The organism is Pseudomonas sp. MH9.2 (genome assembly GCF_034353875.1).
Classification (GTDB): Bacteria; Pseudomonadota; Gammaproteobacteria; order Pseudomonadales; family Pseudomonadaceae; genus Aquipseudomonas.
Window position 1 is genome coordinate 1,828,841 of sequence record NZ_CP133784.1, and the last position, 13,730, is coordinate 1,842,570.

The 13,730-nt window shown below is 59.7% G+C and carries 14 protein-coding genes; 8 read left to right on the forward strand and 6 right to left on the reverse strand.

What is annotated here, in order from left to right:
- The first annotated feature begins 177 nt into the window (after nucleotides 1–177).
- Nucleotides 178–357, forward strand: coding sequence for a hypothetical protein (locus RHM55_RS08560; RefSeq protein ID WP_322181094.1), 180 nt, complete (start codon nucleotides 178–180; stop codon nucleotides 355–357).
- Nucleotides 358–569: 212 nt separating this feature from the next.
- Here RHM55_RS08560 and RHM55_RS08565 read toward each other — a convergent pair whose 3' ends face one another.
- From RHM55_RS08565 to cysM, 5 genes are all read right to left on the reverse strand, one after another.
- Nucleotides 570–1,109: a DUF2058 domain-containing protein gene (locus RHM55_RS08565; RefSeq protein WP_219063936.1), complete on the reverse strand. Its 540-nt coding sequence runs from the start codon at nucleotides 1,107–1,109 to the stop codon at nucleotides 570–572.
- Nucleotides 1,106–1,930 (reverse strand): nucleoside triphosphate pyrophosphohydrolase, encoded by an 825-nt coding sequence (gene mazG / locus RHM55_RS08570; protein WP_322181096.1) that lies wholly within the window; start codon nucleotides 1,928–1,930, stop codon nucleotides 1,106–1,108. Before mazG ends, RHM55_RS08565 begins: the two co-directional genes overlap by 4 nt.
- 34 nt (nucleotides 1,931–1,964) lie before the next feature.
- On the reverse strand, nucleotides 1,965–4,208 hold the full coding sequence (gene relA, locus RHM55_RS08575) for a GTP diphosphokinase (RefSeq protein WP_322181098.1): 2,244 nt from the start codon (nucleotides 4,206–4,208) through the stop codon (nucleotides 1,965–1,967).
- 161 nt (nucleotides 4,209–4,369) lie between these two features.
- The gene (gene rlmD, locus RHM55_RS08580; RefSeq protein ID WP_322181100.1) at nucleotides 4,370–5,725 is read right to left on the reverse strand and encodes a 23S rRNA (uracil(1939)-C(5))-methyltransferase RlmD; all 1,356 of its coding nucleotides are present in this window, start codon (nucleotides 5,723–5,725) and stop codon (nucleotides 4,370–4,372) included.
- Nucleotides 5,725–6,627 carry a cysteine synthase CysM gene (cysM, locus tag RHM55_RS08585; RefSeq protein ID WP_322181102.1) on the reverse strand — a complete coding sequence of 301 codons (903 nt, stop codon included), beginning with the start codon at nucleotides 6,625–6,627 and terminating at the stop codon, nucleotides 5,725–5,727. Before cysM ends, rlmD begins: the two co-directional genes overlap by 1 nt.
- Before the next feature lie 310 nt (nucleotides 6,628–6,937).
- Here cysM and RHM55_RS08590 point away from each other — a divergent pair, with 310 nt between their 5' ends.
- The 4 genes from RHM55_RS08590 to RHM55_RS08605 all read left to right on the forward strand — a co-directional run bounded on the left by RHM55_RS08590 (nucleotide 6,938) and on the right by RHM55_RS08605 (nucleotide 11,648).
- Entirely contained in the window at nucleotides 6,938–9,691 is a 2,754-nt protein-coding gene (locus RHM55_RS08590; protein WP_322181104.1) for a response regulator, read from the forward strand.
- 86 nt (nucleotides 9,692–9,777) lie between these two features.
- Complete coding sequence (locus RHM55_RS08595) at nucleotides 9,778–10,767, forward strand: 2-hydroxyacid dehydrogenase (protein WP_322181106.1); 990 nt, start codon at nucleotides 9,778–9,780, stop codon at nucleotides 10,765–10,767.
- 42 nt (nucleotides 10,768–10,809) lie between these two features.
- Nucleotides 10,810–11,247: a hypothetical protein gene (locus RHM55_RS08600; RefSeq protein ID WP_322181108.1), complete on the forward strand. Its 438-nt coding sequence runs from the start codon at nucleotides 10,810–10,812 to the stop codon at nucleotides 11,245–11,247.
- On the forward strand, nucleotides 11,244–11,648 hold the full coding sequence (locus tag RHM55_RS08605; protein ID WP_322181110.1) for an META domain-containing protein: 405 nt from the start codon (nucleotides 11,244–11,246) through the stop codon (nucleotides 11,646–11,648). Before RHM55_RS08600 ends, RHM55_RS08605 begins: the two co-directional genes overlap by 4 nt.
- 106 nt (nucleotides 11,649–11,754) lie before the next feature.
- Here the strand turns inward: RHM55_RS08605 and RHM55_RS08610 are convergent, their stop codons facing one another.
- Nucleotides 11,755–12,222: a TlpA disulfide reductase family protein gene (locus RHM55_RS08610; RefSeq protein WP_322181112.1), complete on the reverse strand. Its 468-nt coding sequence runs from the start codon at nucleotides 12,220–12,222 to the stop codon at nucleotides 11,755–11,757.
- A 115-nt stretch (nucleotides 12,223–12,337) separates the two neighbouring features.
- Between RHM55_RS08610 and arsC the strand changes: the two genes are divergently transcribed.
- The 3 genes from arsC to RHM55_RS08625 are packed head-to-tail and all read left to right on the forward strand — an operon-like array spanning nucleotide 12,338 to nucleotide 13,702.
- Nucleotides 12,338–12,691, forward strand: a complete 354-nt coding sequence (arsC, locus tag RHM55_RS08615) for an arsenate reductase (glutaredoxin) (RefSeq protein WP_322181114.1) — start codon at nucleotides 12,338–12,340, stop codon at nucleotides 12,689–12,691.
- Nucleotides 12,688–13,293 (forward strand): NAD(P)H:quinone oxidoreductase, encoded by a 606-nt coding sequence (gene wrbA / locus RHM55_RS08620; RefSeq protein ID WP_322181116.1) that lies wholly within the window; start codon nucleotides 12,688–12,690, stop codon nucleotides 13,291–13,293. The genes arsC and wrbA overlap by 4 nt, the downstream gene beginning before the upstream one ends.
- Nucleotides 13,286–13,702: a DUF2069 domain-containing protein gene (locus RHM55_RS08625; protein WP_322181118.1), complete on the forward strand. Its 417-nt coding sequence runs from the start codon at nucleotides 13,286–13,288 to the stop codon at nucleotides 13,700–13,702. The genes wrbA and RHM55_RS08625 overlap by 8 nt, the downstream gene beginning before the upstream one ends.
- Nucleotides 13,703–13,730 lie beyond the last annotated feature (28 nt).

The window sequence follows — 13,730 nt, forward strand, 5'->3', positions numbered from 1 at the left end:
GACACCCCACACCCGCGACCTCCGCGACACCCATACCGTCCGCGCCCCGGAGTTATTCCTTCACTTTATGCAAAGGTGTGTTACAGATTTCAGTCATTTACTTAGATAGCTAGCTAACGATATAACAGAGGCCTGCGACGTGTTGCCGCAGCTACCTAGAGTCAGGAGCTTACAAAGATGACCGTAAAAGTTACTGAACGCGACGCTTCCCATATCTCCCACGAAAGCAACGCCGCGGGCGTGCAGATATGGGATGTGCACCAGCAGGATTTGCTGGTCGGGATGTTCCATAACGAGACGGACGCTCATCAATACAAAGCCGAACTGGAAACACTGGAAAGCCAACGCCCCCAGTAAGACGCCCTTTAGGAATCGCTGTAAAAACAAAACCGCACAGACTGTGTGAAAACGCAGCGAGCGAAGGCAAGACAAGGCAAAAACAGGCGAGGAAGCGGAGTCTACGTGTTGTAAATGAGCATTCCGAGCCTGTTTTTAACGCAGTATTGCCGAGCGCAGTAGTTTTCACACAGCCTGAGCAGAAGCGGGTTTTGTTTGTCCAGGACCTGGGCTTACCACATCAGGTCGTCAGGCACCTGATAAGCCGCGTACGGATCATCGGCATCCGGTGCTTCGGTCGGTGTATTGAGCAGCACGACCCGGCGTGGGTCGCGTTCCTGGATCTTCAGCGCGGCTTCACGCGGGATGATCTCGTAACCGCCGCCATGATGAACGATGGCCAGTGAGCCGCTGCTGAGCTTGTTACGCATCAGCGTGTTGACCGAGATGCGCTTGACCTTCTTGTCGTCGACGAAGTTGTAGTAGTCCTCGGTAGTCAGCTTCGGCAGCCGAGAGACTTCGATCAACTGTTTGACCTGAGCGGTACGGGCTTTGAGCTCGACCTTTTCCTGCTGCTGGCGATTGAGTTCCTGATCACGCTTGGCTTTTTCGGCCATGGCGTCCTGCGCCGCACGCTTTTGCGAGTCATCGGCTTCGATCTGGCCCTTATGCACCAGACGTTGTTCTTTTTGCTTGTCTTTGCTGACCTGCTTGGCCTGCTTTTGGTTGACCAGACCTGCTTTGAGCAACTGGTCGCGAAGGGAAATGCTCATGATGCGTTCTTTTCCTGACGTTTGGCTTCGCCCCAGAGAGCGTCCAGTTCTTCGAGGGTGCAATTTTCAATGGGACGATGGGTCTGGCGCAATGCCTGTTCGATAAATCGGAAGCGTCTTTCGAATTTAGTGTTCGCCGCACGCAAGGCGCTTTCAGGATCGACCTTAAGGTGCCGGGCCAGATTCACCACCGCAAACAGCAGGTCACCGACCTCATCCGCGATGGCCGGGGCGTCATTGTCCGCCATGGCTTCCAGCACTTCATCGAGCTCTTCACGCACCTTGTCGACCACCGGCAAGGCGTCTGGCCAGTCGAAACCGACCTGCGCCGCGCGCTTCTGCAACTTCGCCGAGCGGGACAAGGCTGGCAGCACGCCGGGGACATCATCGAGCAGGGACAACTGCTCAGGCACGTCAGACTTGGCCGCTCGCTCTTCGGCTTTGATTTCCTCCCAGCGCTGCTTGACCTGGGCCTCGTCCAGCTGCGGCGTTTCCAGCGGCGCATACAGATCGCCAGTAGGGAACACATGCGGGTGACGGCGAATCAATTTTCGGGTGATGCTGTCGACCACGCCATCGAACTCGAAGCGCCCTTCTTCGCGCGCCAACTGGCTGTAATAAACCACCTGGAACAACAGATCGCCCAGCTCGCCCTGCAAGTGATCGAAGTCACCGCGCTCAATCGCATCGGCGACTTCGTAGGCTTCTTCAAGCGTGTGAGGCACGATACTCGCGTAGGTTTGTTTGACATCCCACGGGCACCCGAACTGCGGGTCACGCAGTCGGGCCATCAGGTGCAGCAAGTCTTCGAGTGTGTACATCAATTGTTCTCATTCAAACCAAAGCTGCAAGTACTCAGGGTGTGCGGTTACGCCGTGTCTCGATGATGTTCGGCAACTGGGAGATCCGCCCCAGGAGTCGTCCTAGCGCATCCAGGCCCGGAATTTCGATGGTCAGCGACATCAGCGCGGTGTTGTCTTCCTTGTTCGAGCGGGTATTGACCGCCAGCACGTTGATCCGCTCGTTGAGCAGAACCTGAGAAACGTCACGCAGCAAACCGGAGCGATCATAGGCACGGATGACGATGTCCACCGGGTAGGTGAGCACCGGCACCGGGCCCCAGTTGACCTGGATGATCCGCTCCGGCTCGCGACTGCCCAGCTGCAGCACTGCCGCGCAGTCCTGGCGGTGAATGCTCACGCCACGGCCCTGCGTGATGTAGCCCACAATGGCATCGCCGGGCAGCGGTTGGCAGCAACCGGCCATTTGCGTCATCAAGTTGCCGACGCCCTGAATCTGGATATCGCCACGCTTGCCGGGCTTGTAGCCGGTGGCTTTGCGCGGGATCAGCTCCAGTTGTTCGTTGCCGCGTTCCGGCTCGACCAGTTGCTGCGCAGCATTGACCAGCTGCGTCAGACGCAGGTCGCCAGCACCCAGAGCGGCGAACATGTCTTCGGCGGTTTTCAGATTGGCTTTTTCGGCCAATTTGTCGAAATCCACCTGTGGCAATCCCACGCGCGCCAGTTCACGCTCCAGCAGGGTTTTACCCGCCGAGACGTTCTGGTCACGCGCCTGCAATTTGTACCAGTGGACGACCTTCGCCCGCGCCCGCGAGGTGGTGATATAGCCAAGGTTCGAGTTCAGCCAATCGCGACTCGGCGTACCGTGTTTACTGGTGATGATCTCAACCTGCTCACCGGTCTGCAGGCTGTAGTTGAGCGGCACGATACGCCCGTTGATCTTGGCGCCACGGCAGTTGTGACCGATTTCGGTGTGCACCCGATAAGCGAAGTCCAGCGGCGTCGAGCCTTTGGGCAGATCGATGGCATGGCCATCCGGGGTGAACACGTACACCCGGTCGGGCTCGATATCGACCCGCAGTTGATCTGCCAATCCGCCGATATCACCCAGCTCTTCATGCCACTCGAGCACCTGCCGCAGCCAGGAAATTTTCTCTTCGTATTGATTAGAGCCGGATTTGACGTCGGTGCCTTTGTAGCGCCAGTGCGCGCATACGCCCAGCTCTGCCTCTTCGTGCATGGCGTGGGTGCGGATTTGCACTTCCAGCACCTTGCCTTCGGGGCCAATGACCGCAGTGTGCAGCGAGCGATAGCCGTTTTCCTTGGGGTTGGCGATGTAGTCGTCAAACTCCTTGGGGATGTGCCGCCAAAGCGTGTGCACGATGCCCAGCGCGGTATAGCAGTCGCGGATTTCAGGCACTAACACGCGCACGGCACGCACGTCATAGATCTGGCTGAACTCCAGACCCTTGCGCTGCATTTTGCGCCAGATCGAATAGATGTGTTTAGCCCGACCGCTGATATCGGCTTTCACCCCGGTACTCAGCAGTTCGTTTTCCAGTTGGCCCATGACCTCGCTGATAAAACGCTCGCGATCAAGGCGGCGCTCATGCAGCAATTTAGCAATCTGTTTGTACTGTTCGGGTTCCAGGTAGCGGAAGGACAAATCCTCCAGCTCCCATTTGATGTGCCCGATACCCAAGCGGTGCGCCAGTGGCGCATAGATGTCGAACACTTCCCGGGCCACGCGGTTGCGCTTTTCTTCGTCGGCATTCTTGACCGCACGAATCGCGCAGGTGCGTTCGGCCAGCTTGATCAGCGGGACGCGCACGTCATCGACCATCGCCACCAGCATCTTGCGCAGGTTTTCTACCTGGGCCTGAGACCCCATCACCAACGACTCGCGAGGGCTCAGACTGGAACTGATCGCCGCCATGCGAAGCACGCCGTCGATCAGTTTAGTCACTGTCTGACCAAAACGCTGACTGACGTCCGCCAAGGGGATCTTGCCCTCGCGCACGCCACGGTAGATCACGGCAGCGACCAGTGAGTCCTGATCGAGCTTGAGATCTGCGAGGATCTCGGCGATTTCCAGGCCAGACTGGAAACTGGAGGCCCCTTCTGCCCATAAATTCTTTGAGGCGTTGTCCTGTTGCTCGGCATGGCGGGCAAACTCGCAAGCCTCTTTCAAGGCCTGTCGGTCCAATGCAAGGTCAACGCTGACTATATGATCGAGCCATGCATCAAGATTGATACTGCCATCGGTGTTGATCGGCTGGTGCGCTCTCACCTGTACCATGTTGCTTACCTTCCCTACGGCGCGATAAAAAGCGCCTTCAGTCGCTGGGCTTCTTGAGCAAACGCTCCTTGCTGGGCAGGCAAGGGCTGTGCGTCCGCGGTCCAGTCGGATTAAACGAGATTCCCTGTGAGCGGCTGACTCATTTCCTTAAGCCGTGTCGCTCACTTACTCGCTTCAAATAAAGCCATCGCCTCGACATGAGCCGTTTGCGGGAACATATCGAGAATTCCGGCGCGTTTTAATCTATAGCCCTGCTTGATCAATTCGACCGTGTCGCGCGCTAAAGTTGCAGGGTTACATGAAACATAAAGTAACCGCTTGGCACCTAATGTCGACAGCTTGCGCACCACCTCAAAAGCACCGTCACGCGGGGGGTCCAAAAGTACCGCAGAAAAGCCGTTTTCGGCCCAGCTCGCGTGTGCCAACGGCTGCATCAAATCGGCCTGAATGAACTGCACATTGTGCAGTTCATTGCTCATTGCATTACCCGTGGCACGTTCGACCATGGTCGCAACGCCTTCTACCGCCACCACTTCACGGGCCTGTCGGGCCAATGGTAAAGCGAAGTTACCCAGCCCACAGAACAGGTCCAGAACCCGCTCGTCCGCCGTGGGCGCCAGCCATTCCAATGCCTGCGCAACCATCGCGGCATTAACCGCGGCGTTGACCTGAATGAAATCCCCCGGCCGGTAGGCCAATTGCAAATTCCACGGTTCCAGTCGATAGCCCAATTGCTGACTCGGGTCGACCGGTTGCGGCTCACCCTCGCCGTGCAGCCAAAGCTGGGCATCGTGGGTCTGACAGAAAGCGATCAAGGTCGCCAGATCGGCCTCGGCCAACGGCGCGGTATGGCGCAGAAGCACCGCCGTCGACGAACCGCTGAACAACTCGACATGCCCGACGACCTGCGGCTTGCTGAAACGACGCAGCATGGCCGGCAACTCGGTCATGATAGGTTGCAAGGCCTGTACCAGAACCGGGCATTCGTCGATGGCGACGATGTCCTGACTGGCCGCGGCCCGGAATCCCACATCAAGCCGTTTGGCCTTGGCATCCCAGCGTACGGCGATGCGCGCCCGACGTCGGTAGGCGAACTCTGGACCGGTCAAGGGGGCTGCCCACTCTTCAGGCTCGACACCTGCAACCCGGGTCAACTGCTCGGCGAGCATGCGCTGTTTCAGGGCAAGCTGTTCGCTATGGGGCAAATGCTGGACGCTGCAACCGCCACACCGACCGAAATGCACGCAGGGTGCCGGCCGGCGCAGAGGACTGGGCTGGAATACACGCTCAGTGCGGGCTTCCACGACTTTGCCGTGGGCGTTGAGTACCCGCGCCTCGACCTCTTCACCGGCCAGACTGCCGGCCACAAACCAGGTGCGGCCTTCGACGAATGCGATACCGCGTCCGTCATTGGCCAGGCGCTCGATGGTCAACCGCTGCTTCTTCCCAGTCGGCACCTGGGGCACCTTTGTGCCGCCAGTGGGCTGGAAGCGCAGGCCTCTCTCTTGCTTAGCCATCAGTTAGGCACATCGTAGACGCCGGTCGACAAGTAACGGTCGCCTCGGTCACAAATGATAGCGACCATGACTGCATTCTCGACTTCGCGGGACAAGCGCAACATCCCGGCAACGGCACCACCGGACGACACACCACAGAAAATGCCTTCTTCGCGGGCCAGTCGGCGCATGACGTCTTCGGCTTCGGCCTGGGCCATATCGACGATCCGGTCGACACGGTCGGCCTGGTAGATCTTCGGCAGATATTCTGTCGGCCAACGACGGATACCGGGGATGGAGGCCCCGTCCATCGGTTGCAGGCCAATGATCTGCACCTTGGGGTTTTGCTCCTTGAGGTAACGCGAAACACCCATGATGGTGCCCGTGGTGCCCATGGAACTGATGAAATGGGTGATGGTGCCGCCAGTCTGCTGCCAGATTTCCGGGCCGGTGCTGACGTAATGCGCTTCCGGGTTATCCCCGTTGGCGAATTGATCGAGCACCTTGCCACGGCCTTCGGCCTGCATGCGTTCAGCCAGGTCGCGGGCACCTTCCATGCCCTCGTCCTTGCTGACCAGAATCAGCTCGGCGCCATAAGCGGTCATCGCCGCCTTGCGTTCGGCACTGGAATTATCCGGCATGATCAGAATCATCCGGTAGCCTTTGATCGCGGCGGCCATGGCCAGCGCGATGCCGGTGTTGCCGGAAGTCGCTTCGATCAGGGTATCGCCCTGATGGATCTGCCCGCGCAATTCGGCGCGAGTGATCATCGACAGCGCCGGGCGATCCTTGACCGATCCGGCAGGGTTGTTGCCCTCAAGCTTCAACAGCAAGGTATTAGTAGTCTCACCCGGCAGGCGCTGCAAACGGACCAGCGGGGTGTTGCCGACGCAGTCGGCGATGGTTTGATACTGCAGGGTCATGACGTCTTCGCAATCCAGACTGCGGGGGCGCCTATCATAACGGCAAACGCCTAAACCCCATATCACGCAAAGTGCGCTGCATAGGGCGAAAAGATATAAGCAGTCAATACGGGCTCAGCTGCGTTATATAAATAGCCTTCGCGAATGAAACAGCCGACCGTGGTGGCTGCCTAGAGCGTGCCTTCCCATTTGGGCCGACGTAGAAGTGGGTAATTTGCCGAGATTGCCCGCGAGCAACTCGCTACACTGCCGGAATATCGATCGCTGGATGCGGTCTTGAACAAAGTGGCGTGGCTGCTGGAGAAATAGCGTGCTGAAAAAGCTGGGTATCAAAGGCCGTGTGCTGCTGTTGACCATTGTCCCCGCTCTGCTGATGGCAGTGGTGTTGGGCGGTTACTTCACCTGGATGCAACTGTCCGACCTGCAAAGCCAGCTGCTGCAACGCGGTGAAATGATCGCCGAAGAACTCGCACCGCTGGCCGCCCCGGCGCTGGGCCATAGCGACCGCGCGCTGCTCGAACGCATCGCCGGGCAGGCGCTGGAGCAAACAGACGTGCGCGCCGTGTCCTTTCTCGGCCCCGACCGCGATCTGCTGGCCCATGCCGGGCCGAGCATGATCAACCCGTCCCCCATTGGCAACAGCACTCACTTGCTGCAGCGTTCCGGGAACGACGCCACCCGCTATCTGCTGCCGGTGTTCGGTCGCCAGCGCCACCTGAGCGGTGCTCTGATCCCTGAGGAGGCCGACCGTCTGCTCGGCTGGGTCGAGCTGGAGCTGTCCCATAACGGGACCTTGTTGCGCGGCTATCGCAGCCTGTTCGCCAGTCTGCTACTGATCGTTACGGGGTTGGTGTTGACTGCGATTGTGGCGATCCGCATGAGCCGAACCATCAACGAGCCGATCAGCCGGATCAAATTGGCGGTGGCGCAACTCAAAGACGGCAATCTTGAAACACGCCTGCCGCCACTGGGCAGCCTGGAACTGGATGAGCTGGCTTCCGGTATCAACCGCATGGCCGCGACCTTGCAGAATGCCCAGGAAGAATTGCAGCACAGCATCGATCAGGCCACTGAAGACGTGCGGCAGAATCTGGAAACCATCGAAATCCAGAACATCGAGCTGGACCTGGCGCGCAAAGAAGCGCTTGAGGCCAGCCGGATCAAATCCGAATTCCTCGCCAACATGAGCCACGAGATTCGCACCCCGCTCAATGGCATTCTCGGCTTCACTCATCTGCTGCAGAAAAGCGAGCTGACCCCGCGCCAACTGGATTATCTGGACACCATCGAAAAATCTGCCGACAACCTGCTGGGCATCATCAACGAGATTCTCGATTTTTCGAAAATCGAAGCCGGCAAGCTGGTGCTCGACAGCGTTCCGTTCAACCTGCGCGACCTGCTGCAGGATGTCCTGACCATCCTTGCCCCGGCCGCCCATGCCAAACAGTTGGAACTGGTCAGCCTGGTGTACCGCGACACACCGTTGTCGCTGCTCGGCGATCCGCTGCGGCTCAGGCAGATCCTGACCAATCTGGTCAGCAATGCGATCAAATTCACCCGCGAAGGCACCATCGTCGCCCGCGCCATGCTCGAAGATGAGCAAGAAGACAGCGTGCAACTGCGCATCAGCGTGCAGGACACCGGCATCGGTCTGTCCAGCCAAGACGTGCGGTCGCTGTTTCAGGCGTTCAGTCAGGCAGACAATTCGTTGTCGCGGCAACCGGGCGGCACCGGGTTGGGACTGGTCATTTCCAAACGACTGATCGAGCAAATGGGCGGCGAAATAGGGGTCGACAGTACGCCGGGTGAAGGTTCCGAGTTCTGGATCAGCCTGAACCTGCCCAAAGCCCGCGATGACCTGGAAGACCTGCCATCCCCGCCCCTTCTCGGGCGTCGGGTCGCGGTGCTGGAAAATCATGAACTCGCACGTCAGGCCTTGCAGCACCAGCTGGAAGATTGCGGTCTGGAAGCGGTGGTTTTCAACAACCTGGAAAGCCTGATCAACGGGGTCACTGCTGCGTATCAAACAGCACAGGCTATCGACCTGACGGTGCTGGGCATCACCGCCCACGAACTGCCGCCCGAACGGCTGCGCCAGCATATCTGGGACCTTGAAAACCTCGGCTGCAAGGTCCTGGTGCTGTGCCCGACCACCGAGCAGGCGCAATTCCAGTTGGCCGTGCCCAACGCCCACAGCCAGTTACAGGTAAAACCGGCCTGCACGCGCAAGCTGCGGCGCAGCCTGTCCGAACTGATCAGCCCCAAACAACAGCGCATCGATACCTCTACCCCCCTGTCCAGTCGGCCACCGCACTTGCTCTGCGTCGATGACAACCCGGCCAACCTGTTGCTGGTGCAAACACTGCTTGAAGACATGGGCGCCAAAGTGCTGGCCGTCGACAGTGGTTATGCCGCGGTCAAGGCGATACAGAAAGAAACCTTCGATCTGGTGCTGATGGACGTACAGATGCCCGGTATGGACGGGCGCCAAGCCACTGAAACGATCCGGGCCTGGGAGGTCGAACAGCAAAGTACTTCGCTACCGATCGTGGCCCTCACCGCCCATGCCATGGCCAACGAAAAGCGTGCCCTGCTGCAAAGCGGCATGGACGACTACCTGACCAAGCCCATCAGTGAGCGGCAATTGGCCCAAGTGGTGCTCAAATGGACCGGTCTGGCACTGCGCAATCATGTGCCGAAACGTCACAGCGAAAGCACACATCACGGCATCGACCTGCAGGTGCTCGACCCTGAAGAAGGCTTGCGCCTGGCAGCGGGCAAGCCTGACCTGGCAGCGGACATGCTAGCGATGCTTCTGGCCTCGCTGGACACCGACCGTGACGCCATCCGCGATGCCCGCGATGCCCACGACAAACTGGCACTGATCGAAAGGGTCCATCGCCTGCATGGCGCAACCCGTTATTGCGGGGTGCCGCAACTGCGCGCAGCCTGTCAACGCAGTGAAACCTTACTCAAGCAGGATGCACCCGAGGCCAACGCCGCCCTCGACGAACTGGACATGGCTATCACACGGCTGGCCGTCGAAGCACGAGTGACCGCTTGAAGGGTGATCCGTTTGCATGAACGTCCTTCTGACGTTATAGCGGGCAAGCGGGCTCCTGCAAGGGAGCATCGCCACAAGGAGATTTTATGCGCATCCTTTTATTCAGCAGTCAGAACTATGACCGCGAAAGCTTTCTCGCGGCCCGTTTACCGGCGGGTGTGGATCTGCATTTCCAACCGGCACGCCTGAATCTGGACACGGTTGCCCTGGCCAACCACTACCCAGTGGTCTGTGCCTTCATCAATGACGACCTCAGCGCGCCCGTACTCGAACAACTGGCCGCAGGCGGTACGCGCCTGATCGCCTTGCGCTCGGCGGGTTATAACCATGTAAACCTGGCAACGGCGCACGCCCTCGGGCTCAAGGTCGTGCGCGTGCCGGCCTACTCTCCGCACGCCGTGGCCGAACATGCCGTGGCCTTGATTCTGGCCCTTAACCGTCATCTGCACCGTGCGTACAACCGCACCCGCGACGGTGACTTCACCCTGCATGGGCTGACCGGCTTCGATCTGGTGGGTAAAACCGTGGGCGTCGTCGGCACCGGGCAGATCGGCGCGACCTTCGCCCGGATCATGTCCGGGTTCGGCTGCACGCTGTTGGCTCATGACCCCTACCCTAATCCGCAGGTCGAAGCCTTGGGCGCGCGCTACCTGAGTTTGCCGGACTTGCTGGCGCAGGCGCAGATCATCAGCCTGCACTGCCCGCTGACCGCGCACAGCAAACACCTGATCAACAGCACGTCCCTGGCGCAGATGCAGCCCGGTGCGATGCTGATCAACACCGGTCGCGGCGCGCTGGTCGACACACCGGCGCTGATCGAAGCGCTAAAAAGCGGGCAATTGGGTTATCTGGGGCTGGATGTGTATGAAGAAGAAGCGCAATTGTTCTTCAAAGACCGTTCCGACCTGCCACTGCAGGACGATGTGCTGGCTCGCCTGCTGACGTTTCCCAACGTGATCGTTACCGCTCATCAGGCTTTTCTGACCCGCGAAGCGCTGGGAGCCATTGCGCAGACCACTCTGGACAATATTGCCGCCTGGGCCGAGGGTTCGCCGCAGAATCTGGTCGAGGGTTAATAACAGGCTGCATGATAGGATGCGCGCAGATTTGGAGGACCCATGGTCGAACACGATTTCCGCTACACCCTGTTTAACCCACAACACACGCTGATCGAATGCCGCGCGCTGGCCCCTGGTCGTTATCAAGTCACCGGCAACGGCGGCTCGATCCACGCGGATGACGTGCTTTTGGTCACGCTCAAAGGGAGTAAGGACTTGTCCATGCGCCTGACCGTGGAAAAAGTCCGGCACCTGATCAACCCTCGCGGCCAATGGGTCGCGGTGGCGCAGGGTCCGGTCTTCGCTGAACTGGCGATTCATCAGTGGAAGGCCAGTTGCAACGGTTGCGCGACCGAGCTGAACGTCGAGTTCGCGGTCGATGCCAAGCTCGGCATCAAAGCACAAAAGCCGGCTGCCGCCGCTCGCATTGCCGAGCTGGGCTGGAAAACCGAAGGTGACAAGCACTTTTGCCCGAAATGCCAGGAGAAAGCCGCATGATTCGCGCCGTCCTGTTTGGCCTGCTCGGCAGCACCCTGATGGGCTGCGCCGCCAAGCCGGTAGAATTGACACGCGATCGGGGCTACATGCTGGAATGGATCGGTGAAAATCCGCTGATCGACCGCAGCCACCTGACCATGACCCTTGGTGAGGACGGTCGTGCCTACGGCACTGCAGGCTGCAACCATTGGTTCGCGCCGTATACGGTGGAGGACGACACGATCAGCTTCGGCATGGTCGGCAGCACCCGCAAGATGTGCGCGCCCGCCCTGATGGAGCAAGAACAACGCTTCCTCGACGCACTGACCAAAGTGCAGCGCTGGGACATCTCGCCGATCGACCAACTGCGCCTCTGGCCTGCCGAAGGCAAACCGCTACGGTTTTGGCTGGAAGACAGCTGATTCAATAGCGGCTGTACCGCCTTCTCGAATAAATTCACTCTCGCACAGATACCCAATCTCGCGGGCGTGAATTCATTCGCGAACGGCTCGCGGTGACTGACCTGCGTTACCCCTCGCCCCGCAATACCGCCAACCGCTGACTCACACCTGCCGCGGTCTGCTCACCAAGCAATTGCTCCCGCACCTTGCCCTTGTCATCAATGATGTACGTCACCGGCAGCGCTTCGCTGTGGGGCAGGTCGAAACGTTCGGCCGGGTCCAGAGCCAGGACAGTGAAGGTGATACCCAGCGCGGCAGTGGCGGACTTCAGGTCTTCGCCTTGCAGGCCGTCGAAGTTGACCCCGAACACACTCACCTGCCTGTCTTTGAGCTGATCGGCCAACGCGTTGAGTTCCGGGATCTCCGTCCGGCATGGCCCACACCACTCAGCCCAGTAATTGATCACCAGCCAATGCTTGTCGACACGCTCGCTGGCAACCTTCTGCCCGTTTTGATCAGGCCCCAGGTCTGCGCCACAACCACTGAGCAGCAAACTGCCGATGAGCGCTGCTATCGCTGCCAATCGCCTTGTCATGTGCCCTTCCTTATCCAGAGATTCACTTTAACTGCGACCAATCACCGCCCAAGGTTCAGGAGCAGTCCTCACACAGGTAGAATAGCCGCCACCTTACGCAAGATGCGACCCGCAAATGACCGATCTGACGCTTTATCACAACCCGCGCTGCTCGAAATCTCGCGGCGCGCTGGAACTGCTTGAGGCCCGCGGCCTGACGCCGACCATCATCCGCTACCTGGACACCCCGCCAGACACCGCGCAATTGCGCGACCTGCTGGGAAAACTGGGCATCGGCGCCCGGGAACTGCTGCGGACCGGTGAAGATGAATACAAAGCCCTGAGCCTGGCGGACACCCACCTGAGCGACGAGCAACTGATTGCCGCCATGGCCGCCCACCCGAAATTGATCGAGCGGCCGATTCTAGTGGCTGGCGACAAAGCCGTCATTGGCCGCCCACCAGAACGCGTGCTGGAGATCCTGGCATGAGTGCCCCGTACATCCTGGTCTTGTTCTACAGCCGCAACGGCTCGACCAGCGAGATGGCTCGGCAGATTGCCCGGGGTATCGAGTTGGGTGGCATGGAAGCGCGACTGCGCACCGTGCCCGCGATCTCGTCCGAAATCGAAGCGGTCGCGCCAAGCATCCCCGAGCAAGGCTGCTTATATGCCAGCCTCGACGACCTGAAAAACTGCTCCGGCCTGGCTCTGGGCAGCCCGACGCGCTTCGGTAACATGGCCGCGCCGCTGAAATACTTCCTCGACGGCACCAGCACCCTGTGGCTGACCGGCGCCTTGGTGGGCAAGCCCGCCAGCGTGTTCACGTCCACGGCCAGCCTGCATGGCGGCCAGGAAACCACGCTGATGTCGATGCTATTGCCGTTGCTGCACCACGGCATGCTGGTCGCAGGACTGCCCTACAGTGAAGCCGCGTTGCTGGAAACCAGCGGCGGTGGCACGCCTTATGGCGCCAGCCACCATGCCGGTGCCGATGGTAAACGCGCGCTGGATCAACACGAAATCACCCTGTGTCGCGCGCTCGGTCAGCGCCTGGCTAAAACCGCTTTATTGTTGGAGACGCCTCGTGGCTAAAAAGCCTAAAGTCCTGCCCGCGCTGGAATGGCTGGAGCCGCGAGTGCGCCTGAGCCGGATCGCCAGCCTGATCTGTTTTTTCGGCCTGATCTTGCTGCTGGCTGCGTACTACCTGATCTTCGCCGACCTGCATGGCGCGCGCCCCTGGGTGATCCTGCTCATCGAACTGGTGCCATTGATCCTGCTCGCTCCTGGCATGATCAGCGGCAGCGCCCGCGGCCATTCGTGGACCTGCTTTGTGATCAACCTGTACTTCATCAAAGGCGCACTGGCCGTTTACGACCCGAACCGCAGCCTGTTCGGTGCACTGGAGATGCTTTCGAGTCTGGCAGTGTTCGTCAGCGCGTTGCTGTATGTGCGCTGGCGTTTTCAGTACAACCGCAAGCTGGCGGGGGAAGGCGCCGTCTGACAGACCGTCATCGCGAATGGCTTGATGC